Source organism: Nocardia sp. NPDC050435 (assembly GCF_040655395.1).
GTDB lineage: Bacteria > Actinomycetota > Actinomycetes > Mycobacteriales > Mycobacteriaceae > Nocardia.
In genome coordinates this window covers 807,503-830,622 of the sequence record NZ_JBFAJW010000003.1, presented here as the reverse complement: position 1 = coordinate 830,622, position 23,120 = coordinate 807,503, and the positions used below count along the sequence as shown (strand labels likewise).

19 protein-coding genes are annotated in these 23,120 nt (G+C 67.9%); 16 read left to right on the top strand and 3 right to left on the bottom strand.

From position 1 onward, the window contains the following. Positions 1 to 20 precede the first annotated feature (20 nt). Positions 21 to 686, top strand: coding sequence for a hypothetical protein (locus tag AB0I43_RS12400; RefSeq protein WP_357431948.1), 666 nt, complete (start codon positions 21 to 23; stop codon positions 684 to 686). Between the two features lies 1 nt (position 687). Next, positions 688 to 996, top strand: coding sequence for an antibiotic biosynthesis monooxygenase family protein (locus AB0I43_RS12395; RefSeq protein ID WP_356970348.1), 309 nt, complete (start codon positions 688 to 690; stop codon positions 994 to 996). 7 nt (positions 997 to 1,003) lie between these two features. Here AB0I43_RS12395 and AB0I43_RS12390 read toward each other — a convergent pair whose 3' ends face one another. Further along, positions 1,004 to 2,650, bottom strand: a complete 1,647-nt coding sequence (locus tag AB0I43_RS12390) for an ABC transporter ATP-binding protein (protein WP_357431946.1) — start codon at positions 2,648 to 2,650, stop codon at positions 1,004 to 1,006. 119 nt (positions 2,651 to 2,769) lie between these two features. Further along, on the bottom strand, positions 2,770 to 6,318 hold the full coding sequence (gene dnaE, locus AB0I43_RS12385; RefSeq protein ID WP_356970352.1) for a DNA polymerase III subunit alpha: 3,549 nt from the start codon (positions 6,316 to 6,318) through the stop codon (positions 2,770 to 2,772). 302 nt (positions 6,319 to 6,620) lie between these two features. Here dnaE and AB0I43_RS12380 point away from each other — a divergent pair, with 302 nt between their 5' ends. From AB0I43_RS12380 to AB0I43_RS12330, 11 genes are all read left to right on the top strand, one after another. Further along, entirely contained in the window at positions 6,621 to 7,820 is a 1,200-nt protein-coding gene (locus AB0I43_RS12380; protein ID WP_356970354.1) for a histidine kinase, read from the top strand. Between the two features lie 22 nt (positions 7,821 to 7,842). After that, entirely contained in the window at positions 7,843 to 8,652 is an 810-nt protein-coding gene (locus AB0I43_RS12375) for a LytTR family DNA-binding domain-containing protein (protein ID WP_356970356.1), read from the top strand. 97 nt (positions 8,653 to 8,749) lie between these two features. Beyond that, on the top strand, positions 8,750 to 9,115 hold the full coding sequence (locus AB0I43_RS12370; protein ID WP_356970358.1) for a hypothetical protein: 366 nt from the start codon (positions 8,750 to 8,752) through the stop codon (positions 9,113 to 9,115). Positions 9,116 to 9,170: 55 nt separating this feature from the next. Further along, positions 9,171 to 10,919, top strand: a complete 1,749-nt coding sequence (locus tag AB0I43_RS12365) for a cation acetate symporter (protein ID WP_357431944.1) — start codon at positions 9,171 to 9,173, stop codon at positions 10,917 to 10,919. A gap of 162 nt (positions 10,920 to 11,081) precedes the next feature. Beyond that, entirely contained in the window at positions 11,082 to 11,444 is a 363-nt protein-coding gene (locus tag AB0I43_RS12360; protein ID WP_356970362.1) for a DUF485 domain-containing protein, read from the top strand. Beyond that, positions 11,441 to 13,084 (top strand): cation acetate symporter, encoded by a 1,644-nt coding sequence (locus AB0I43_RS12355; RefSeq protein ID WP_356970364.1) that lies wholly within the window; start codon positions 11,441 to 11,443, stop codon positions 13,082 to 13,084. The genes AB0I43_RS12360 and AB0I43_RS12355 overlap by 4 nt, the downstream gene beginning before the upstream one ends. A gap of 99 nt (positions 13,085 to 13,183) precedes the next feature. Beyond that, positions 13,184 to 15,106 (top strand): acetate--CoA ligase, encoded by a 1,923-nt coding sequence (gene acs, locus AB0I43_RS12350; RefSeq protein ID WP_357431942.1) that lies wholly within the window; start codon positions 13,184 to 13,186, stop codon positions 15,104 to 15,106. A 237-nt stretch (positions 15,107 to 15,343) separates the two neighbouring features. Continuing rightward, complete coding sequence (locus AB0I43_RS12345; RefSeq protein ID WP_357431940.1) at positions 15,344 to 15,895, top strand: DUF3558 domain-containing protein; 552 nt, start codon at positions 15,344 to 15,346, stop codon at positions 15,893 to 15,895. Between the two features lie 40 nt (positions 15,896 to 15,935). Next, positions 15,936 to 16,382 carry a hypothetical protein gene (locus AB0I43_RS12340; protein ID WP_357431938.1) on the top strand — a complete coding sequence of 149 codons (447 nt, stop codon included), beginning with the start codon at positions 15,936 to 15,938 and terminating at the stop codon, positions 16,380 to 16,382. Next, positions 16,379 to 17,509 carry a hypothetical protein gene (locus AB0I43_RS12335; RefSeq protein ID WP_357431936.1) on the top strand — a complete coding sequence of 377 codons (1,131 nt, stop codon included), beginning with the start codon at positions 16,379 to 16,381 and terminating at the stop codon, positions 17,507 to 17,509. Before AB0I43_RS12340 ends, AB0I43_RS12335 begins: the two co-directional genes overlap by 4 nt. 88 nt (positions 17,510 to 17,597) lie before the next feature. Further along, on the top strand, positions 17,598 to 18,371 hold the full coding sequence (locus AB0I43_RS12330; protein WP_356970372.1) for an ESX secretion-associated protein EspG: 774 nt from the start codon (positions 17,598 to 17,600) through the stop codon (positions 18,369 to 18,371). A gap of 3 nt (positions 18,372 to 18,374) precedes the next feature. On the opposite strand, the gene AB0I43_RS12325 is transcribed toward AB0I43_RS12330, so the two are convergent. Further along, on the bottom strand, positions 18,375 to 19,853 hold the full coding sequence (locus tag AB0I43_RS12325) for an MFS transporter (RefSeq protein WP_356970374.1): 1,479 nt from the start codon (positions 19,851 to 19,853) through the stop codon (positions 18,375 to 18,377). Between the two features lie 350 nt (positions 19,854 to 20,203). On the opposite strand from AB0I43_RS12325, the gene AB0I43_RS12320 reads away from it, so the two are divergent. From AB0I43_RS12320 to AB0I43_RS12310, 3 genes are all read left to right on the top strand, one after another. Then, positions 20,204 to 21,679, top strand: coding sequence for an MDR family MFS transporter (locus AB0I43_RS12320; RefSeq protein ID WP_356970376.1), 1,476 nt, complete (start codon positions 20,204 to 20,206; stop codon positions 21,677 to 21,679). A gap of 220 nt (positions 21,680 to 21,899) precedes the next feature. After that, positions 21,900 to 22,541 carry a hypothetical protein gene (locus tag AB0I43_RS12315; RefSeq protein ID WP_356970378.1) on the top strand — a complete coding sequence of 214 codons (642 nt, stop codon included), beginning with the start codon at positions 21,900 to 21,902 and terminating at the stop codon, positions 22,539 to 22,541. Next, positions 22,531 to 23,106: a DUF6529 family protein gene (locus AB0I43_RS12310; RefSeq protein WP_356971380.1), complete on the top strand. Its 576-nt coding sequence runs from the start codon at positions 22,531 to 22,533 to the stop codon at positions 23,104 to 23,106. The genes AB0I43_RS12315 and AB0I43_RS12310 overlap by 11 nt, the downstream gene beginning before the upstream one ends. Positions 23,107 to 23,120: the final 14 nt, after the last annotated feature.

The window sequence follows — 23,120 nt, the reverse complement described above, 5'->3', positions numbered from 1 at the left end:
CACCCTCCGAGGAGACACCTATGTCCAAAACACCGGTTATCGCGCTGGAACTACCGTCGACCCCGCTGACGGACAAGGCTGCCGATTTGATCGCGACCACCCTGGATCCGTATTTGCGTCACCACAGCGTGCGCGGCTTCCTGTTCGGCCGCGCCCTCGCCGCCGCGCAGGGCCTGGCTCCCGGCACGGACTACGACGAGGAAGCGATGTACCTGATCTGCGCCCTGCACGACCTGGGCCTGTCCGAGATCGCCAACGGCACACAACGTTTCGAACTGGACGGCGCCGACTACGCCGCCCGCTTCCTCGAGGACCACGGCGCCGACGACACCCTCATCGACACCGTGTGGGACGCCATCGCGGCGCACACCTCGGGCCTGAGCGACTCCCCGGTCTTCCGCCGCCGCCGGCCCGCCGCCATCTGGATCGCCCAGGAGGGCATCGGCGCCGACGTCGCCGGCAGCGCCGACATGTTCCCGCCCGGCTTCGCCGACCGGGTCCACGCCGCCTACCCCCGTCTCGGCGGCACCCGATCCCTCACCACCGCCATCCTCGACCAGGCCCTCGCCGACCCCCGCAAAGCCCCGCCCGCCTCGCTGGCGAGCCTCATCCTGCACCAGCGCCACCCCGAAGCCCCCTACCTCACCTGGGACATGATCCTGGCGAGCAGCGAATGGAACGACTGACATGACCGACGACGGCGTCACCTTCATCAACGTCATCGAACTCCCGGCCACCGCCCTCGACGACTTCATCGCCCAATGGCGCGACCGCGCCCGCCGCCTGCGCACCGCCCCCGGCTTCCGCGACGTCCGCCTGCACCGCGCCCTCCTCCCGGACAGCCGCTTCCAACTCGTCAACATCGCGCACTGGGACAGCGCCGAAGCCTGCACCGCGGCCGGCGCCGACCCGACGATCCTCGCCTCGGTCGCCCGCGCCGAAACCGTCGCCACCGCCCATCCCGCCCTCTACGAGGTGGTAGCCGAGTACCTCTAGTGCTTTTTCAGCCGACTGCGATAGCGACCTTCGCCGAGTTGTGTAGCGACAGTACGGAATCGGACGACTGCACCAGGCCGGTTCGATGGGTGATCGCGATCGTCGTCATCCGGTGCGTGCTCGCGCGGAGCTGCTCGAAAATGCTCGCTTCGGTGGTTTCGTCGAGCGCCGAGCTGGGTTCGTCGAGCAGCAGCACTCGCGGCTTGCCGATGAGCGCGCGGGCGAGCGCGAGACGTTGGCGCTCGCCGCCACTCAGCAGCGCACCTCGCTCACCGATCCGGAAGTCCAGGCCCTCGTCGAGGGCGGCCAGCTTGGCGCCGAGCTCGACCGACTCCAGGGTGTCGCGCACCTCCGCATCGGTGAACGTGCGCCCGAACAGCACATTCTCCCGAATGCTGGCGTTCATCATCATCGGATCCTGCGGCACGTAGCCGACGTCGCTCCAGTAGGAGTTCGAATGCAGGGTCGACAATTCCACGCCGCCGACAGTGATCGAGCCGCGGTAATCCTTGCGGGTGCCCAGGAGCAACCGCATGAGCGTGGACTTACCGACCCCTGAGGGGCCGACGATGAAGTTGACCCGGCCGGCACGGAATGTCGTCGAGACACCGTGCAGTACCGGCTCGCCCTCCGCGCTGTACGCGTAACCGACCTCGTCTAGGACGACCTCCAGTTCCCCATGCTCGGGAAGGACAGCGACCGCCTCGTCCGGTGGCGGTGTATGCGCGTCGAGCAGCTCCTGCAGCGGGGTGGCCATGCTCTTGGCGACGACGAAATCGCGCATGGCCGTGGCCATCATCTCGAACGGACGGTTGAGCTGGGTGAGCACCAGCACCAGCACCACCAGCTGGCCGAGTTGCGCGCCGCCCGCCCACAACAGCAGACCGAAGACCAGGAGGTATTGGGCGAAGAGGAGACCGCTCTGCATGCCGCCGAATTTCACCCGCCGGCTGTAGAACCGGCCCCACGCTCGACGCGACTCCTGGAAGAGCCCGTCGTTCGCCCGCACACCCCACTCGATACCCTGGAAGATCTTCAGCGACAAGACATTCGCGATCATGTTGCCGAGCAGGTTCGCGCCCTCGTTGCTCTTGGCCTGGGCCAGCTGCAGATACTTGGTGGTGGCGTCGTTGGCACGCAACGTCAGCCAGGTGGTCAGGGAGCCGTAGACCACGACCGCGATACCGATCGTCCAGTTGACATAACTGCCGATGACCAGGAACGACAGCACGATATCGAACGCGCCGCCGACGATCACCATCAGGAACATCTGCACGTACATCTTGTTCGACTGATTGAAGGTCTGCACGACGGTGGCGATCCGCGCCGGATTATTGGAATCCAGTAGCGCGCTGTCCGCGGCGAGCAGTCGCCGCAGCACCGCCGTATTCGCCAGATTCGCCACCCGCTGCTGGATCCGATTCGTCAGGACCACCCGAATGTCCTGCAAGAACCGTGCGGCCGCGATCGCACCCGCGAACAGCGCGATCGACACCAGCACCAGCCGCCCGCTCGGACCAGGCGCCTGCACCACCCGCGCCACGATCAGCGGACTCGCCATCGTGCACGCCGAGGCGATGGCCGTCAGCACCACGAACCAGCCGACCCCCCACCGGGACTCGCCGAGCCCCGCCTTGATGACGTCGGCTTGCATCCGAGGCAGCCACGCCCCGCTCCCTGTCTTCTTTCCGAATCCCGCACGCAACCGAAAATCCCCCCAACTGTCCCGGCTTCCCCTGTCCGGGTATTTCGCCGCCCGGACCTCGACGTTCGCTAGCCGCCCAGGCAGCCCGGCCCGAGCAGTGCCTTCAAGTCGCCCATGAGGGCCGAGGACGGGGAGACGCGGAGGTGGTCGCCGAGTTTGAGGAGGGTGGTTTTCTCGCGGGCGCCGACGTGGCGCAGGTGCACGTCGGAGGTGCCCGGGTGGCGGGACAGCACTCGCTTGAGTTCGCCGATCTTGTCGGGGGTGCACATGCGGGTGGTCAGGATGACCGAGAGCGGTTTGGCGACGCCGATCGCGGACAGGTCGGGGACGACGAGGTCGTTGGCGATCAACGAGATTCGGTCGTCGCGAACCGAGACTCTGGCCTTGACCAGGACGACGGCGTCCTCGACGACATCCATGCCGTAGACCGAGTAGGACTGCGGGAAGAACAGCACCTCGACGCCGCCGGTGAGGTCCTCGAGCTGGGCCGAGGCCCAGGCCAGGCCGTTCTTGTTGATGCGGCGGTTCACCGAGGCGAGGATTCCGCCGATGGTGACCTGGGCGCCGTCGGAGACGTCGCCGCTGAGGATCGCCGGAATCTGCGTGTCGACCTGGGCGGCCAGCACATGCTCGACGCCGTTGAGCGGATGGCCGGACACGTAGAGGCCGAGCATCTCCCGCTCGAGGGCGAGCTTGTGCTTGGTCTCCCATTCGTCGTCGGGGACGGCGACATTGAAGACCGAGGCGATCGAGTCGTCGGCGTCCACACCGCCGAACAGATCGAACTGGCCGATCGCCTCGGCTTTCTTGGTGGTCATCACCGCGTCGATGGCGTCGGAGTGGATCAGCATCAAGCCCTTGCGGGGATGCCCGAGCGAATCGAAAGCGCCCGCCTTGATCAGGGATTCGGTGACCTTCTTGGTGCAGGCCACCGAGTCGATCTTGTTCAGGTAGTCGGAGAACTCGGTGTACTTCGACTTGTCCTTACGCGCCTGGATGATCGAGGCGACGACATTGGCTCCGACGTTGCGCACGGCTCCGAGACCGAACCGGATGTCGGTGCCCACCGAGGCGAAGTTCAGCTCGGACTCGTTGACGTCCGGCGGCAGCACGGTGATGCCGAGACGGCGGCAGTCGGCCAGGTAGCCGGCGGCCTTGTCCTTGTCGTCACCGACGGAGGTCAGCAGGGCGGCCATGTACTCGGCGGGATAGTTCGCCTTGAAGTAGGCCGTCCAGTAGGAGATCAGACCGTAGGCGGCGGCGTGCGACTTGTTGAACGCGTAGCCGGCGAACGGAAGGATGGTGTCCCACAGGGCCTTGATCGCGGGCTTGCTGAAGCCGTTGGCCTGCATGCCCGCCTCGAAGCCCTCGAATTCGGCCTCCAGGACGGACTGCTTCTTCTTGCCCATCGCGCGGCGCAGAATATCCGCTCGACCGAGCGAGTAGCCGGCGACTTTCTGCGCGACGTGCATGATCTGCTCTTGGTAGACGATCAGGCCGTAGGTCTCGCCGAGGATTTCCTTGAGGGGTTCGGCCAGTTCCTCGTGGATCGGCTTGACCTCTTGCCGGTTGTTCTTCCGGTCGGCGTAGTCGTTGTGCGCGTTCATGCCCATCGGGCCGGGGCGATAGAGCGCGCCGACGGCGACGATGTCCTCGAAGGCGGTGGGCTGCATGCGGCGCAGCAGGTCGCGCATGGGGCCACCGTCGAGCTGGAACACACCCAATGTGTCGCCGCGGGCGAGCAATTCGTAGGTGGCCTGGTCGTCCAGCGGCAGCGTATCGAGATCGATATCGACGCCGCGGTTCATCTTCGCGTTGTCGATGGCGTCACCGAGCACGGTCAGGTTGCGCAGACCGAGGAAGTCCATCTTCAGCAGACCGATGGCTTCGCAGGACGGGTAATCCCAGCCGGTGATCAGCGCGCCGTCCTGCGGCCGCTTCCACACCGGGATGGCATCGGTCAGCGGATCACAGGACATGATGACCGCGCAGGCGTGGACGCCCGCGTTGCGGATCAGTCCTTCCAGGCCCCGGGCGGTCTCGTAGATCTTCGCGACATCCGGGTTGCTGCCGATCAGTTCGCGGACCTCGGCGGCTTCCTTGTACCGCTCGTGCTCCGGATCGGTGATGCCCGCGACCGAGATGTCCTTGGCCATGATCGGGGGCGGCAGCGCCTTGGTGATCTGGTCGGCGATGGCGAAGCCGGGCTGGCCGAACAGGACTCGCGCGGAGTCCTTGATCGCGGCCTTGGTCTTGATGGTGCCGAAGGTGATGACCTGGGCGACCCGGTCGGTGCCCCACTTCTCGCTCGCGTAGCGCACCATCTCACCGCGGCGGCGATCGTCGAAGTCGATATCGATATCGGGCATCGACACGCGCTCGGGGTTGAGGAACCGCTCGAAGAGCAGACCGTGCGGGAGCGGGTCGATATTCGTGATGCCCAGCGCGTAGGCGACCAGCGAGCCGGCGGCGGAACCACGACCGGGGCCGACCCGGATGCCGACCTCGTGCGCGTGCTTGATCAAATCGCCGACGACGAGGAAGTAGGCCGGGAAGCCCATCTCCAGGATGACGCTGATCTCGTACTGGGCTCGATCGAGGTATTCCGGCGGGGCCCCCTCGGGGAAGCGGCGCTTCAGCCCGAGATCGACCTCGCGGCGCAGCCAGGTGCCCTGGTCGTAGCCCTCGGGGACCGGGAAGATCGGCATCCGGTCGCGGTGCTGCCAGACCTCGTCATAGGACTGCACCCGCTCACCGATGAGCACCGTGTTGTCGCAGGCGCCGGGCACCTCGGCATCCCAGATCGCGCGCATCTCCTCGGCGGACTTGAGGTAGTAGCCGTCGCCGTCGAACTTGAACCGGGTCGGGTCGCTGAGCGTCTTGCCGGTCTGAATGCACAGCAGCGCTTCGTGGTTGGTCGACTGATCTTTGGTGACGTAGTGGCAGTCGTTGGTGGCCAGCGGCGGAATGCCGAGTTTGCGCCCGACCTCGAGCAGGCCCTCGCGCACCCGGCGCTCGATCGAGAGCCCGTGATCCATGATCTCGAGGAAGAAGTTCTCCTTGCCGAAGATCTCCTGCCACTTGGCGGCCGCCTCCAGCGCCTCGCGGTCGTGCCCCAGGCGCAACCGGGTCTGCACCTCGCCCGACGGGCAGCCGGTGGTGGCGATGATGCCCGCCGCGTGCTCGGCGATGATCTCCTCGTCCATGCGCGCCCACTTGCCCAGCTGACCTTCCAGCGAAGCGAGCGAGGACAGCTTGAACAGGTTGCGCAAACCGGTCGCGTTCTCGGCGACCATCGTCATGTGGGTGTAGGCGCCCGAGCCCGAGACGTCGTCGCTCTTCTGGCTCGGATCGCCCCACAGCACACGCTTGGTGTCGAACCGGGAGGCGGGCGCGATGTAGGCCTCGATGCCGATGATGGGTGTGATGCCCGCGCTCTTGGCGGAGTTGTAGAACTCCGAGGCGCCGTACATGTTCCCGTGGTCGGTCATGCCGACCGCCGTCATCCCGAGCCGATTCGCCTCCGTGAACAGCGGAGAAATCTTGGCCGCACCGTCGAGCATGGAGTACTCGGTGTGGTTGTGCAGGTGAACGAACGATCCGGACGAGGCAGCCAAGACGCTCTTCCCTCCCAATGGCTCGACGGGGGTTGGCGCTTGGAGTGTATGCGTCCCCGGGGACAGGGTTTCGCACCGGCGCGCGGGGTCCGGGCGATCTTCGGCGCGTCGTGGTGGAGATCACCGGCGCGTCGCGGTACGCGGCGGAAAACCGCTAGTGCGATGTCCGAAAGCCGCCGGGCAACGCTTCGGCATTCGCGGGCGGAGTGTGGAATGACGGTCGCGGCCGGTGCCGGGAGACATAATCAGCGGATGCCCCTACCGCTGGTTTTCCGGCCCGCCGAGCAGCACCGCGGCCGCCGATGACGACGGCGGTTGTGGCGGTGACGGTTTCGGCCGTGCTGCTGGCGTGCGCGCTGCTGGTCTGGTCGCGGACCCGGCGGGTGGTGACCACGCCCGCCGAGCGCGCGGTCTATTCGGCGCTGCACACCGCGGCCAAGGCGGCGCGCCCGCTGCGCGGCGGGCTGACCGATCGGTCGGCCCAGGAGGCGGCCCCGCACCTGCGCGAACTCACCGGCGGGGAGGCGCTCGGCGTCAGCGACGCGGACGGGACGCTGCTGGCCTGGGACGGCCCGCACGCCGAGCTGGCCGAGTATTTCACCGACGCCGCGCAGCGCGCGGTCGCCACCGAGCGCCCGGTGCTGGTGCCGGGGCCGGGGCGGGCCGAGCACTCCGGGCGCACGCTGATCGCGCAGCCGCTGCTCAGCGAGAACGGGGGCGTGGCGGGCGCGCTCGGGGTGGTGACGACCGGGCAGCCGGGGCCGGGGCGACTCGGGGCGGTCGCGGAGGTGGCGCGATATGCCTGCGCGCAGCTGGAATTGGCGGAGCTGGACGCCTCGCGGGCGCGCCTGGACCGGGCCGAGGTGCGGGCGCTGCGGGCGCAGATCAGCCCGCATTTCATCTACAACGCGCTCAACACCATCGCCTCGTTCGTCCGCACCGATCCGGATCGCGCACGGGAACTGATCCTGGAGTTCGCGGATTTCACGCGCTATTCCTTCCGCGCCGCGGGCGAGTTCACGGTACTGGCCGACGAACTGCGCAATATCGAGCGGTATCTGGCGCTGGAACGGGCGCGCTTCGGGGACGCGCTGCAGGTGCGATTGCAGATCGCGCCCGAGGTGCTGGGGGTGGTCCTGCCGTTCCTGGCCCTGCAACCGCTGGTGGAGAACGCGGTGCGGCACGGGCTGGCCGGAGCCGGCGGCCGCGGGACCATCAGCATCGTCGCCGACGACGCGGGCACCGACTGCGTGATCAGCGTCGAGGACGACGGCGCGGGCATGGACCCGGAACTGCTGCGCTCGGGCGCGCTCGACGCCGTCGAAACCGGCTCCGGCCCGGCGCGTTCCGGCGAATCCGCGCACGTCGGGCTGGCCAATGTGGACGATCGGCTGCGCGCCGCGTTCGGCAACGACTACGGATTGATCGTGGACACCGCGCCGGGCGCGGGCACCAAGGTGAGTCTGCGTGTGCCCAAGTTCCGGGCGGGTATCCAGGCGTGACACCCTCTACGATGGAGCGATTGTGACACCGACCACGGAGAGTGCGGCGGGCACCTTGCGCGTGCTGGCCGTGGACGACGAGAAGCCCGCGCTGGACGAACTGGTCTATCTGCTGCGCGCCCAGCCCAGCGTCGGCGAGATCCACGAGGCCGCCGACGCGACGGCCGCCCTGCGCGAGTTGCGCGCGCACCCGGTCGACGCGGTCTTCCTCGACATCAACATGCCGGGTCTGGACGGGATGGAACTGGCCGGGATCCTGTCCGAATTCGCCCACCCGCCCGCGGTGGTGTTCGTGACCGCGCACGACGACCGCGCCGTCGCGGCCTTCGATCTGGGCGCGGTCGACTATCTGCTCAAGCCGCTGCGCGAGGCCCGGCTGGCCGAGGCGGTGCGGCGCATCGCCGGGACCCGGGGCGCGGTCGTCGAATCCAGCGCGCCTGCGGCGGAGCTGCCGCGCGCGGACCCGAACGAGGTCATCCCGGTGGAACTGGGCGGGGTCACCACGCTGGTCCCGCGCTCCAGCGTCAGCTGGGTGGAAGCCGACGGCGATTACGCCCGGCTGCACACCAGCGACGGATCGCACCTGGTGCGGATTCCGCTCTCGGCCCTCGAATCCCGCTGGGAGAACGCCGGTTTCCTGCGCGTGCACCGCTCGTACCTGGTGGCGCTGCGGCTGGTGACGGGCCTGCGCTCGGTCGGCACCGGCACCGTGGTCTGCCTGCGCGCCGAGGGCAACGCCGCGGCGGTGGAGCTGCCGGTCAGCCGCCGCCAGGTCCGGGAGTTGAAGCAGCGGCTGATCAACGGTCCGCGCTCGCCGAGGACGCATCGATGAGCACCGGAGCTGATCTGCCGCAGGGCGTGCCCGGCCGGGCGGCGACGAGGCGCGGGCAGCGATCCGGCGGCGGTGCCGGGTTGCGCGGGGCAGCGCGGTGACCGGGCCGCAACGGCCGGTCCGGCAACGCGTCGTGCTGGCGGAGCGGCGCGGGGCGCGCCGCATCCATACCAGGCTCGAGGTGGCCGAGCAGACCGAAATGGGTGAGGCGCTGATCGGCGGCCTGATCCGCGCCCAGCTCGGCCTGGCCCTGCGGATGGCCCTGGTGACGGTGCTCGTCTTGTGCTCGCTGCCTTTGCTTTTCCGGATCGAGGCCATCGGCTCGCTGGTGGTGCTCGGCGTCCGCCTGCCCTGGCTGCTGCTGGGGTTCGCGGTGTATCCGGCGCTGTACGCGGTCGGCTGGCTGTACCGCCACCTGGCCGAACGCAACGAGCACGACTTCCTCGAATTGGCCGAGGACTGAGGATGCGCGTCCACCACGTCGCCGCGAATCCGGTTGCCGCCGGGCGGCCCCGCTGATGGGGACGGCACCGCTGCTGACCGTGTGCGCGCTGCTCGGCGCGGCCCTGGCCACGGTCGCGATCGGGGCCTACGGGGTGCGCATGGCGCGCACCACCTCCGACTTCCTGGTCGCCTCGCGCAGTGTCGGCCCGCGCTGGAACGCGGCGGCGATCTCGGGTGAATACCTCTCCGCGGCCTCGTTTCTCGGTGTCGCGGGCCTGATCGCGAAATACGGAGCCGACGCGCTGTGGTACCCGGTCGGTTTCACCGCGGGATACGTGGGGCTGCTGCTGTTCGTGGCCGCGCCGCTGCGGCGCTCCGGGGCCTACACGGTGCCGGATTTCGCCGAGTTCCGGCTCGGTTCGGTGCGGCTGCGCAGGCTGGCGGCGGTGGTCGTGGTCCTGGTGTGCGGGGTGTATCTGATCCCGCAGTTCCAGGGCGCGGGCCTGACGCTGCGGATTCTGCTGGGCGTGCCGAGCTGGGTGGGCGCGGTGGCGGTCGGGGCGATCGTGATCGCGAACGTCGCCGGGGGCGGGATGCGGTCGATCACGCTGGTGCAGGCGTTCCAGTACTGGCTGAAACTGACGGCGGTGGCGTTGCCCGCGCTGGTGCTGCTCGGGCATTTCCTCGCCGAGGACCGGCCGCTCGGTTCGCCCGCTCCCCCGGTGGTCACCGTGCGGACCACGGTGGACGTGAGCACCGATGTGGTGGTGCAGGTGGCCGCGCCGCAACAGGTTTCGATCAGCGGCACCCTCGACGGCCGGCCGCTGGCGGGCACGGTGATCCTGGCGGCGGGCGAACACGAACTCGGGTCGGGCACCGAATTGGTGCTGGAACCGGGCACCGCGGTGCCGGTGGTGGCCGGCGCGCCCGCGGACGGCGCGAGCTGGCTGAGCCCCGGCGGCGGATTCGGCGGGGGGCATCCGACCTATCAGGTGTACTCGCTGATCATCGCGACCTTCCTGGGCACCATGGGCCTGCCGCATGTGCTGGTGCGGTTCTACACCAATCCCGACGGCCGGGCCGCGCGCTCGACGGCGCTGGCGGTGATCGGACTGGTGGGGCTGTTCTATCTGAGCCCGATCCTGCTCGGCGCCTTCGCCCGGCTCTATGTGCCGCAACTGCTGATCACCGGCACCTCCGACGCCGCGGTGGTGCTGTTGCCGAGTTCGGTGCTCGACGGCCTCGGCGGGCAATTGCTGGCCGCGCTGGCGGCCGCGGGCGCGATCGCGGCGTTCCTGTCCACCTCCTCGGGGCTGCTGGTCAGCATCGCGGGCGTGCTCAGCACCGACATGCTGCGCGGGCGCATCCGCGACTTCCGGATCGCGGCGCTGACGGCGGGTGTTGTGCCGCTGGTGCTTTCGGTGACCGTCACCTCGCTGGACCTGTCCCGCACGGTGGCGCTGGCCTTCTCGGTGGCGGCCTCGACGCTGTGCCCGCTGCTGATCCTGGGCATCTGGTGGCGTGGTTTGACCGCGAGCGGCGCGGCGGCGGGGCTGGTCGCGGGCGGGCTGGTGTCCGGCGGCGCCACGGTCGTCTCGGTCACCGGCGGGATCTCCGGCACGGTTGCCGGGGGATGGCCGGCCGCGATTCTCGGCTATCCCGCGGCGATCAGCGTGCCGCTGGCGTTCCTGACGATGATCCTGGTCAGCAAGATGACCCGGGGCCTGGGCCCGCGCACGGTCGGGCGGGTGTTCGTCCGGATGCACGCGCCCGAGCACCTGGGCATGGGCGCGGACCGGGAACGCCGGCTGCATTCCGGATAGCTCCCCGGACTCCACGGCGGCCGACCGTTCGTCGCGGGCGGACGACCGTTCGCCGCAGAATCCCGCACCTTCACGGAGTGAGCTGGGCCACACCACCGAAACCTCATGGACGTCCGGTTACCGTTCAGCGCAGTAAGCCACGTCACAGCGAGGATCCACCTGATGAGCAGTATCGATCTCGACAAGGGCGGCTCGGAGCCACCCCGGGTGCCGAGTGCGGAGGAATTCGCCGAGGTCCAATCGAGTCCAGAATTCCAGGAGCTGCGGAGTCGCCTGCGGCGCTTCGTGTTCCCGATGACCGCGCTGTTCCTGCTCTGGTACGTGAGCTATGTGCTGCTCGGGGCCTACGCCCACGACTTCATGGCGACCAAGGTGTTCGGCAACATCAACACCGGTCTGCTGCTCGGCCTCGGCCAGTTCCTGTCCACCTTCGTGATCACCGGCCTCTACGTCCGGTTCGCCAACAAGGAACTGGACCCGCGCGCCGCCGCCATCCGCAACTACCTGGAAGGCGATAAGGCATGAAGCTCGCCGACACGCAATACCTGGCCGCCGAGACCGTCGGCGAGCCGCTGGCCAATATCGGCATCTTCGCCCTGTTCGTGCTCGTCACGATGGTCGTGGTGATCCGGGCCAGCCGCAACACCCGCACCGCCGCCGACTACTTCACCGGCGGCCGCGGCTTCTCCGGTCCGCAGAACGGCATCGCCATCGCCGGCGACTACCTCTCGGCCGCGAGCTTCCTCGGCATCGCCGGCGCCATCGCGGTCTACGGCTACGACGGGTTCCTGTACTCCATCGGCTTCCTCGTCGCCTGGCTGGTAGCGCTGCTGCTGGTCGCCGAAATGCTGCGCAACACCGGCAAATTCACCATGGCCGACGTACTCAGCTTCCGGCTCAAGCAGGGCCCGGTGCGCACTGCGGCCGCGCTCACCACGCTGACGGTGTCGCTGTTCTACCTGCTCGCGCAGATGGCGGGCGCCGGGGGCCTGGTGGCGCTGCTGCTCGATGTCTCCAGCAAGTCCGGCCAAGCCGTGGTGATCGCGGTGGTCGGCGTGCTGATGATCGTCTACGTGCTGGTCGGCGGCATGAAGGGCACCACCTGGGTGCAGATCATCAAGGCGGTGCTGCTGATCGCCGGCGCCGGCGCGATGACGATCATGGTGTTCGCGAAGTTCGGCTTCAACCTCTCCGACCTGCTCGGCTCCGCCCAGGACGTGGTCTCGGACTCGGCCAACAAGGCCGTCGCCTCCCGGGACGTGCTCGCCCCCGGCGCGCAGTACGGCGGCAGCTCCACCTCCAAGCTGAACTTCCTCTCGCTCGGCCTGGCGCTGGTGCTCGGCACCGCGGGTCTGCCGCACGTGCTGATGCGCTTCTACACCGTGCCCACCGCCAAAGAGGCGCGGCGCTCGGTGGTCTGGGCGATCGGCCTGATCGGCGCCTTCTACCTGTTCACCCTGGTGCTCGGCTACGGCGCGGCGGCGATCGTCGGGCCGGACAAGATCCTGGCCGCGGCCGGCGGGCAGAACTCCGCGGCCCCGCTGCTGGCGTTCGAACTCGGCGGCGTGGTGCTGCTGGGCGTGATCTCCGCGGTCGCCTTCGCCACCATCCTCGCGGTGGTCGCGGGCCTGACCATCACCGCCTCGGCGTCCTTCGCCCACGACATCTACGCCGGAGTCATCAAGCGCGGCAACGTCGACGAGAACAAGCAGGTGCGGGTATCCCGGATCACCGCCGTGGTGATCGGCGTGCTGGCCATCGGCCTGGGCATCCTGGCCAACGGCCAGAACATCGCCTTCCTGGTGGCGCTGGCCTTCGCGGTCGCGGCGGCGGCGAACCTGCCGACCATCCTCTACTCGCTGTTCTGGAAGCGGTTCAACACCACCGGCGCCCTGTTCAGCATGTACGGCGGCCTGATCTCCACCATCGTGCTGATCGTGTTCTCCCCGGCGGTGTCGGGCAACAAGACCGCGATGCTGTCCAACTACGACTTCGACTACTTCCCGCTGTCGAATCCCGGAATCGTCTCCATCCCCCTGGCTTTCGCGCTCGGCGTGATCGGCACCTTCGTCGGTGGCCGCAAGCCCGAGAACCAGGCTCTGGCCGCGGAGATGGAAGTTCGTTCGCTCACCGGTGTCGGTGCTGAGAAGGCGATCGCGCACTGATCGCCCGGTAAGCGAAACAGCCGCAACGGCGCGGCGCTAGGTTGGGCCCCGGCGGAGGCCGGGGCCCAACTTCCTTTATTCCCCGATAGGAGTTTCCCCGTGACCAGCGCAACCGACCACGCGGCCTACCCGCCTCCGGCGGAGTTCGCCGCGGCCGCCAACGCCGATGCGGCCCTTTATGATTCGGCCAGTACCGACCGGCTCGAGTTCTGGGCCGAGCAGGCGCGGCGGCTGCACTGGGAGCAGCCGTGGACGCAGGTGCTGGACTGGTCGGACGCGCCGGTCGCCCAGTGGTTCGTCGGCGGACGCCTCAATGTCGCCTACAACTGCGTGGATCGGCACGTGCTGGACGGGCACGGCGATCAGGTCGCCATCCACTGGGAAGGCGAACCCGGTGACTCCCGCGACCTCACCTACAGCGAGCTGCTCGCCGAAGTGTCCAGGGCGGCCAATTATTTCACCGAGCTCGGGCTGCGGGCCGGCGACCGGGTCGCCATCTACATGCCGATGGTCCCCGAGGCCATCATCGCCATGCTCGCCTGTGCGCGGCTCGGATTGACGCATTCCGTGGTGTTCGCGGGCTTCTCCCCCACCGCCCTGCGCCAGCGCGTCGACGACGCCCAGGCCCGGCTGGTCATCACCACCGACGGGCAGTGGCGGCGTGGGACCGCGGCGCCGCTGAAGTCGGCCGTCGACGAGGCGCTGGGCGGGGAACGCTCCAGCGTCGAGCACGTGCTCGTGGTGCGGCGCACCGGCATAGAGGTGCCGTGGACCGAGGGACGCGACCTGTGGTGGCACGACACCGTCACCGACGCGTCGCCGGATCACCAGGCGCAGGCGTTCGACGCCGAGCACCCGCTGTTCATCCTCTACACCTCCGGCACCACCGGAAAGCCCAAGGGCATCCTGCACACCACCGGCGGCTACCTCACCCAGGCGTCCTACACCCACCACAACGTCTTCGACCACAAGGCCGGGCACGACGTGTACTGGTGCACCGCCGACATCGGATGGGTCACCGGACACAGCTACATCGTCTACGGGCCGCTGTCGAACCGGGCGACGCAGGTCGTCTACGAGGGCACGCCGAACTCCCCCGACGAGCACCGGCACTTCCAGATCATCGAGAAGTACGGCGTCACCATCTATTACACGGCCCCCACCCTGGTGCGCACGTTCATGAAGTGGGGCCGCGAGATCCCCGCCGCCCACGACCTGTCCTCGCTGCGCCTGCTCGGCTCGGTCGGCGAACCGATCAACCCCGAAGCCTGGCGCTGGTACCGGGAAGTGATCGGCGGCAACCGGACCCCGGTCGTGGACACCTGGTGGCAGACCGAAACCGGGGCCATCATGATCTCCCCGCTGCCCGGCGTCACCACCACCAAGCCCGGCGCGGCCATGGCGGCGCTGCCCGGCATCAGCGCCAAGGTCGTGGATGACGACGGCGCGGTGCTCGACAACGGATCCGGACTGCTCGTCCTCGACCAGCCGTGGCCGTCGATGCTGCGCGGCATCTGGGGCGACATGGACCGGTTCCGCGAAACCTACTGGGCGCGCTTCGCTGCCGAAGGCTGGTACTTCGCGGGAGACGGAGCCAAACTCGACGCCGACGGGGACCTGTGGGTGCTCGGCCGCGTCGACGACGTCATGAACGTCTCCGGGCACCGGATCTCCACCGCCGAGGTCGAGTCCGCGCTCGTCGGACACTCCGGAGTCGCCGAAGCCGCCGTCGTCGGCGCCACCGACGAGACCACCGGACAGGCGATCGTCGCCTTCGTGATCCTCACCGCCGAAGCAACCGACACCGGTGACGCGCTCGTCACGGAGCTCAAAGCCGAGGTCTCCCGGGAGATCAGCCCGATCGCCCGCCCCCGCGAAATCCACGTCGTCCCGGAACTGCCCAAGACCCGCAGCGGAAAGATCATGCGCCGGCTGCTGCGCGACGTGGCCGAGGGGCGCGAACTGGGTGACACCTCGACGCTCGTGGATCCCAAGGTGTTCGAGGCTATCGCCAAGAGCTGAGGACACCGCCGCTGAGACCCGGCTCTGATGAGGGGGCCGGGTCTCAGCGGTTTCCGTTTTTTCGGGCCTTCATGGAACCGGAAGCGGTGCTGCTGCGTCCAAGTTCGTATGGGCTGGATCTGGGACGGGACCGGCGGGTATTGGCCGCTAGGAACCCGTCTGTGGGCGGAGTCGGTGCTTGGGTGGATCGGTTATAGTCGCGGAAACGGTCGAGGGCGATTGGAAGTGGGGGTGCGTATGCGCGCGGTAGCTGGAGCGGTGCTGCTGGTAGGAGCGCTGGCGGTTGCGGGTTGCGACTCGAATGGTGGCGGGCAAGCGCCTCCCAGCACGTCGACCACCCCAGCAGTTGCCGCGGACGTTCCGCAGGGATTCAAACCCTGCAATGACATTCCCCAATCGGTCCTGGATTCCGAGGGGATCCGCAAAGACAAATATGGCGACGACACTTCTCGCGGAGAGATCAAGTGGCGCGGCTGCGGATATCTGATGTCCGATGGCTACGCAGCATCTATCAGCGCCACGAACCTCACCCTGGACATGGTGAAGGCCAAACGTTTCCCAGGTGAACGCTCGATCACCATCAATGGCCGCACAGTACTGATCACGGCCCAGGCCCCTGACCCCACCGGTGACGAATCCTGCCAATTACACGCTCAGATGCAGGGCGGCAGTCTCGAGTTCACGATCGACAACCCCAACTCCCGCCGGAAGACCGGGCACCTGAATGCCTGCGACATCGGGCAGACCCTGGCGGGAAAGGTGGTTCCGTTGATTCCGGCGGGGGCATAGGCATTGGCAGATCTTGACAAATTGGGGAGGGATCCACGGTATGGCCGTCGACACTAAAGCCTGGCAGAGCATGATCGACTCTGCCAAAAATGGCAATCTTTCGGTGAAATTCAACGACAGCGTATCGGTCAACGCGGAGGAGTTCGTATACATCGAACGTGATTGCCAAGCGATGAAGGACGAGATCCAGGCTCTGCAACGTATCGCAACAGGCATCTCGAAGCGCGAAGTCTGGGGTTTGGGGGAATCGAGCGATTGGATCAAATCTGCCCCGATTTTGGTTGCTCGATTGCGGGCGAAAGCCCAAGGCGCTGCCGACGGTAACGACGTCCACTCGATCTTGCAGCAGCACTACGATGTCATCGACAAGATTCAAGAACTCCATCGAACAATTGCACAGAAGTATACGGAGGCCGACAGCGCCTTCTCTTCGAAATACAACGAACTGATGGCAAGCCTGCCGCAGGGCTTTCAGGGGCAGAAATGACCATTGAGCACGAACAGTCCGAGATCGAGAAAAAATGCGCCACCGATAACGCGTCGAGTAAGTCTCACATCGAGCTGAAAAACACCTTCGACCCACTGAAGCCATCCGAGGCGGTCTATGCCAAGGATGACTACGCGAAGATCGCCACCGGCTGGGAGCAGAGTGTCACGATCTTCGCTGCCCGCATCAAACGGTCGAGCGAATCGGCATGGAGTGGCGGTGCAGCGAACACCGCACGGACGTCGATCTCCGACTACAACACCGACGCGCAGAACCTGACCCCGGCCTTGAAGGAACTCAGCACTCGGGTCGACGAGGCCGTGACCGCAGTTATCAATACTCAGAAGAACATCACCGGCTACTCCGACGATCCGCAGAGTTGGTGGAATCCCGGCGATTGGTTCGACGGCAACCCCGAAGCCGACGCTGAGGAGAGCGCCCGCAAGATCGTCCAAGAGCAATACATCGCGCCGATCGTGCAGAGCGACAAGAATATCCCGGTCCTGCCGAAACCGAAGGACCCGACCAACCCTGATGCGGAAGACGTCAACCCAGGCGGCGGAACTCCATCGAACGGCACACCCTACAACGGCGGCGGAACTCCGTCTCCCTCCACGACCGATACCCCATCCCCATCGACGGTTCCGGCAGGCACCGACACCCCGTCCCCGTCGACAGTGGCCCAGTCCACCGGCGTACCGAGCACCGGCGTGCCCACCACAGGCGTACCGACCACCGGCGCGCCGACAACCCCGGCGACGACCAACGTCCCGAGTTCGGGCGTTCCGACTTCTGCCGTGCCGAGAACCGGAACCCCCGGCACCAAAGGCACTCCGCGCAGCGGCAATCCGAGCTCGGGTGTACCGACCACGTCCACGCCGAAATCCGTCTCCGCTGTTCCGGGCACCAACGCGGCGGCCGCGGGCACCGGTAGCGGTAAGGGGACGGGTACGGGGGCCGGGCGGAATGGCATGCCCGGTATGGGCGGCATGGGTAATCGCGGTGGTGGTAAGGGGGACGAGGATGACGAGCACAAGATCCCGGACTATCTGATTCAGGATCGCGAGACCGAACTGCTCGGGGTGCAGCCGAAGGTGCTGCCGCCGGGCGGGGTCATCGGCGGATAGCTGCGCGAATTCCGGGGCCGTCGCGCGTGCACACACCGCGCGGCGGCTCATCGGTGGCCGCGTTCGAACGGAATGGAAGACAACCCGCATGGTCTGGACTTGGGACCCGGATACCTTCGGCGCCAACTGGTTCAACGAAGGCAATGACCGGATGCCCGCCCCGCTGCGCTACACGAGCCGGTTCCCCACGATGGAGGAACTGGAGGATCACCGCCGCGCGGTGCGGGCGGGGTATGACGCCGACGAACGCCGGCGCATCGATCTGCTCATGCACACGGTGGCCCGGTGCGACATGCGGGTGGAGATCATCGGTAGTTCGGTGCGGCACAAGAACAGTGACGGGCGCACTCAGAAGCAGTACCGCATCGTCGGCGCGCGCACCCCGGAGTACGCGGCGGTGTTGCGGCAGATGGGGTTCCCCGGCGAATACGGGGACATCACAGGGCATTTGGTGCGTCCGGAGCAGCTGCCCGCCGCGCTCACCGCAGCCATTCCGGCCTGCGCGCCGGGCAAGCACCGCCCGGACACCTTCAACCACTACGACCTGAAGCCACAGCCCGGCTACATGGTCGACAATTCCCGCAACTCCCCGCTCGAACGCTTCCAGCGGCTCACCCGCCGCCCCACCGACGGTGGCGGCCAGGCGATCCTGCGCCTGGGCAACTTCCATGCCCGCCCGACCCGCCACCAGGCCATGCAGTGGTACGACATGTCCGGGGACGGCCGCTACCTGGAACTGCGCACACCCACCCACCTCGACATCCGCCCGGCCGCCCCGCCGCTGTTCACCGACGTGTTCACCGGCTGGCTCGACCAGGCCCGCCACTACCTGCTCGAACGCGAAGCCGAGCGGTATCGCTGAGGGTCAGGCCCCGATCACCGGTTCGCCCTCGGCGGGCGCGGGCACCGAGTTGGGCATGATGATCGCCATCAGGATGGCGCCGGCCAGTAGGAAGCCGGCCGCCCACCAGAAGCTGGTGATGTAGCTGTGCACCTGGGCTTCGGCGAGGTTCACGGGGTTCGGGGTCTTGCCCACCATGTAGTCGGTGGCCGCGGTGGCGGCGAAGGTGGACAGCAGCGCGGTGCCGATGGAGCCGCCGACCTGCTGAGACGTATTGACCATGGCGGAGGCGACGCCCGCGTCGGTGTGCTGCACGTTCGCGGTGGCGCAGGCGAAGGCGGCCGACATCGCGGCGCCCAGGCCCAGGCCCATCAGCAGCAGTCCGGGCAGGACGTGGGTGGCGTAGTTGCTGTGCAGGTCGATCTGGGTCAGCAGGACCATGGCGAGCGCGCCGACCGCGAAGCCGACGACGGAGACGATCTTCGGCCCGAAGCGGGGCAGCAGCAGGGTCGGGCCGGTGGTGGAGGACAGCACCATGCCGAACACCATCGGCATGTAGGCGACGCCGGTGACGATCGGCGTGTACTTCAGGATCAGCTGCATGAAGTAGGTGAGGAACAGGAACACCGCGAACATGCCGATGCCCGCCACGAAGACCGAGACGTAGGCGCCGCCGCGGTGGCGATCCAGGACGACGCGCATCGGCAGCAGCGGATGCGCGACTCTGGTCTCGATGAAGACGAACACCGCCAGTAACAGCACGCCCAGGACCAGGCACCAGATGGTGGTCGCGCTGCCCCAGCCGTGGTCGGCGGCGTGCGAGAAGCCGTAGACGATGGCGAACAGGCCGGCGGTGGCGGTGATAGTGCCGGGCAGGTCGAGCGAGGCTTTGCCATGGGCGACGTGCCGGGCCAGCAGCAGAAGCGCGCCGACCAGCGCGACACCGGCGAAGATCAGGTTGACGAACAGCGCCCAGCGCCACGAGGCCCACTCGGTCAGCGCGCCGCCGAGCAGCAGGCCGATCGCCGCGCCCGCACCGGCGACGGCCGAGAAGATGCCGAAGGCCTTCGCTTTCTCCTTGGGTTCGGTGAAGGTCACCGTCAGCAGGGCCAGGGCCGCGGGCGCGAGCATGGCGCCGAAGACGCCCTGCGCCACGCGGGCGCCGACCAGCATGCTGAAGCTCGAGGCCGCGCCGCCGACGGCGGAGGCGACCGCGAAGCCGATCAGGCCGGTGATGAACATGATTCGCCGGCCGATCAGGTCGCTGAGCCGTCCGCCGAGCAGCAGCAGGCTGCCGAAGGCCAGGGTGTAGCCGGTGATGACCCACTGCCGGCTGGAGTCGGAGAAACCGAGATCCCGCTGCGCGTCCGGCAGGGCGATGTTCACCACCGTCGCGTCCAGCACGACCATCAACTGGGCGATGGCCAGGACCGCCAGGACCCACCACCGCCGGTCGTGCCCGTGCCGCTGGGCTTTCGCTGATTCCTCGACAACGCTCGACATGACCACCTCGCGGGGCTCGCCGGATGATGTGGAACGGGACAGCTCTCGAACGATACCGATCGGTATGTGGGGAGTCTATGCCCCGCGGAGTGAGCCGTCAGGGGTACGTGACGGGGCTCACCATCCCGCATATCTCCTCAGGAGAATCACAGGTGAACCGGCTTTTCTCCCGGCTCTCGCGTGGTCAAGCGGAGGAAATTCGGGTGAAACCTGTCGGTACCCGCAGGAATACTGATGCGCGACCGATGAGTTGTCCCTGCTGTTCCCGTCTGTTCTGATGTGGCGCTCGCACGATTCGCATCGGCCCACCCCTCGACTTTCCGCTCACGTACACCCCGGAGGTAGCCGCAATGCGCGCCGACATATCCGCCCCGTCGACGGGCGGAAAAACGCCGACAGTCATCAGACTGCTGGTGCTCGCTACCTTCGTAGTGATCCTGAACGAAACCATCATGATCAACGCGATCCCGCGGCTGATGGACGATCTGAAGATCGATGAGCAGTCGGCGCAGTGGGTCTCCACCGTCTTCATGCTCACCATGGCCGCGGTCATCCCGGTCACCGGCTGGTTCCTGCAGCGGGTCACCACGCGCCGGGCCTATGCCATCGCGATGAGCGTCTTCCTGGCGGGCACCGCGCTGTCCGCGGTCGCGCCGACCTTCGCGGTGCTGCTGCTCGGCCGGGTCATCCAGGCCGGCGGCACCGCGGTGATGATGCCGCTGCTGATGACCACCCTGATGACGGTGGTGGCCGAGCAGGATCGCGGCAAGGTGATGGGCAATGTCACCCTGGCCATCTCGGTGGCCCCGGCGATGGGTCCGGTCATCTCGGGCCTGGTCCTGCAGTGGGCGTCCTGGCGCTGGCTGTTCGTGCTGGTGCTGCCGATCGCGGGCGCGGTCACCTTCTTCGGCCTGCGCCGGCTCGAGGACATCGGCGAACCGCAGACCGGCGATATCGACTGGGCGAGTGTGGCGTTCGCGGCGCTGGGCTTCGGCGCCCTGGTCTACGGCCTGAGCAAGTTCTCGCCGGACAATGTCGCCTCGCCCGTGCTGCTGGTGGTCGCCGGCGTCGCGCTGATCGCGGTGTTCGCGCTGCGTCAGATCAAGCTGCAGCGCAGCGGTTCGCCGCTGATGGACCTGCGGGTCCTGCTGGCCGGCACCTTCACCAAGGGCCTGATCCTGATGTCGATCGCCTTCCTGGCGATGCTCGGCTCGATGATGCTGCTGCCGCTGTATCTGCAGCATCTGCGCGGGCTTTCGGCGCTGGAGACGGGTCTGCTGGTGATGCCCGGCGGCCTGGCGATGGGTGTGCTCGGTCCCACCGTCGGCAAGATCTTCGACCGCTTCGGCGGCCGGGTGCTGGTGATCCCCGGCGCGATCGGCATCACCGCCGCGCTCGCCGGTTTCACCCAGATCTCGCTGTCCATGCCGTACTGGCAGCTGCTGGCGCTGCACATCCTGCTGATGCTCTCGCTGGCCGCGGCGTTCACCCCGGTGTTCACGCTGAGCCTGGGCGCGCTGCCGCCGAACCTGTACTCGCACGGCAGCTCCATGCTGGGCACCCTGCAGCAGGTGTCCGCGGCCTTCGGCACGGCGCTGGTGATCACGGTGATGGCCACCCGCACCAAGTCGCTGGTGCAGGACGGCGCCGAACCGATCGCCGCGCAGCTCGACGGCATGCGCCTGGCCTTCGGCCTGTCCGCCATCCTGTCGGTCGTCGTGATCGTCATGGCGGTGCTGCTGCCGGCCCGCGCCGCCGACCACCACGGTCACGGCCCGGCCGAGGTCGAGGACGAACTGCCCACCCCGCAGCTGGTCAAGGACTGACCGGAAGCTCCCGAGAGCCCCGCACCCGCCCCAGGTGCGGGGCTCTCCCCGTTTCCAGGTCCCCACGACACGCCCGCCAACGGCGACATGCCGGGATAGCCCCCGCGCGAATGCCGGTTTGAACCACCGGTCCCCGCCGCCGCGTACACAATGCGAAACAGACGTATTCGGCGCGTGCGGCGACCGGACGCGGCTGCCCGGCAATGACAGTGGGGTACTGATGAAACGTCTCGGGCCGTGGCTGACCTTGGCGGCGGTGGCCGTGCTGGGTCTGGTCCTGCTGGTGGTCAATATGTCCAAGGACACCGAACCCGCTGCCGCGCCGCCGAATTCGCCCGCGAGCGCGACGGCCGCGCCGACCAGTGCGGCGCCCCGGGCGACGCCGTTCCCGGCGAACGCCGACTACGTGGGCACGATCCCGCTGGCCGCGGGCGGCACGATGACGGTCGAGATCACCGTCGAAGGCGACAAGGCGATCGCCTACGCCTGCGACGGCAAGACCGTCGAATCCTGGCTCCAGGGCACCGCCACCAACGGCGCGCTGAAACTGACCGGCAAGAACGATGCCACGCTGACCGGCACGCACGACGGCAAGGCGGTCAACGGCAGCCTCGCGATCGGCGGAAAGCAGTGGGATTTCACGGCATTGCCGGTCACCCAGCCCGCCGGGCTCTACGTCTACAGCGCGGACGGGGTGCGCCAGAGCTGGATCGTGGACGGCACCGGCGCGGTGACCGGCGTGCAGCGCGCGGCCGACGGCAGCACCGCTCCGGCCGCGCCCTTGAACGCCGACGCGACAGCGGTCGTGAACGGCCGGAAGATAACCGCGACCAAGGTAAGTGGTGGTGACAGTGTCGGCTGATCCCAACGCGCCCACGGTCCGCCGGGTCCGCCCCGCCGGCCCGGCCGCGATCGTGCTCCCGCTGCTGGCGGGCGCCGCGGTCGCGGTGATCCTGGGGGTCTACGCGAAAGTGCACGACCCGCGGTTCTTCTCTGTGAACGTGGCCGGGTTCTCCAGCCCGACGGCGGTCAAGACCTGGCTGGCCACACTGGCTTTCGCGCTGGCGCTGTTCCAGGTGTTCTCGGCGGCGGCGCTGTACGGCCGGATCCGCCCGCTGGCGGGAGCGTCCTGGACCGGGCCCGCGCACGTGTGGTCCGGGCGGCTGGCAGTGCTGGCCACCGTCCCGGTCGCGGTGCACTGTCTCTACGCCCTGGGCTACCAGGATTCGACGACGCGGGTGCTGCTGCACTCGCTGTTCGGCTGCTTCTTCTACGGCGCGTTCGTCGCGAAGATGCTGCTGCTCACCCGGAAAGGCTTGCCGGGCTGGGTGATTCCGGTCGCGGGCGGCGTGCTGTTCAGCGGGCTGACGTTCGTCTGGCTGACCTCGGCGCTGTGGTTCTTCCTCAACAACGGCCTGACCTTCTAACGAAAGAGCTTCCG

Bases quoted from the DNA above. Each gene is read 5' to 3' on its own strand.
- AB0I43_RS12400 (WP_357431948.1), top strand. From the start codon at position 21: ATGTCCAAAACACCGGTTATCGCGCTGGAACTACCGTCGACCCCGCTG.
- AB0I43_RS12395 (WP_356970348.1), top strand. From the start codon at position 688: ATGACCGACGACGGCGTCACCTTCATCAACGTCATCGAACTCCCGGCC.
- AB0I43_RS12390 (WP_357431946.1), bottom strand. From the start codon at position 2,650: ATGCAAGCCGACGTCATCAAGGCGGGGCTCGGCGAGTCCCGGTGGGGG.
- AB0I43_RS12380 (WP_356970354.1), top strand. From the start codon at position 6,621: ATGACGACGGCGGTTGTGGCGGTGACGGTTTCGGCCGTGCTGCTGGCG.
- AB0I43_RS12365 (WP_357431944.1), top strand. From the start codon at position 9,171: ATGGGGACGGCACCGCTGCTGACCGTGTGCGCGCTGCTCGGCGCGGCC.
- AB0I43_RS12360 (WP_356970362.1), top strand. From the start codon at position 11,082: ATGAGCAGTATCGATCTCGACAAGGGCGGCTCGGAGCCACCCCGGGTG.
- AB0I43_RS12355 (WP_356970364.1), top strand. From the start codon at position 11,441: ATGAAGCTCGCCGACACGCAATACCTGGCCGCCGAGACCGTCGGCGAG.
- AB0I43_RS12345 (WP_357431940.1), top strand. From the start codon at position 15,344: ATGCGCGCGGTAGCTGGAGCGGTGCTGCTGGTAGGAGCGCTGGCGGTT.
- AB0I43_RS12340 (WP_357431938.1), top strand. From the start codon at position 15,936: ATGGCCGTCGACACTAAAGCCTGGCAGAGCATGATCGACTCTGCCAAA.
- AB0I43_RS12335 (WP_357431936.1), top strand. From the start codon at position 16,379: ATGACCATTGAGCACGAACAGTCCGAGATCGAGAAAAAATGCGCCACC.
- AB0I43_RS12330 (WP_356970372.1), top strand. From the start codon at position 17,598: ATGGTCTGGACTTGGGACCCGGATACCTTCGGCGCCAACTGGTTCAAC.
- AB0I43_RS12325 (WP_356970374.1), bottom strand. From the start codon at position 19,853: ATGTCGAGCGTTGTCGAGGAATCAGCGAAAGCCCAGCGGCACGGGCAC.
- AB0I43_RS12320 (WP_356970376.1), top strand. From the start codon at position 20,204: ATGCGCGCCGACATATCCGCCCCGTCGACGGGCGGAAAAACGCCGACA.
- AB0I43_RS12315 (WP_356970378.1), top strand. From the start codon at position 21,900: ATGAAACGTCTCGGGCCGTGGCTGACCTTGGCGGCGGTGGCCGTGCTG.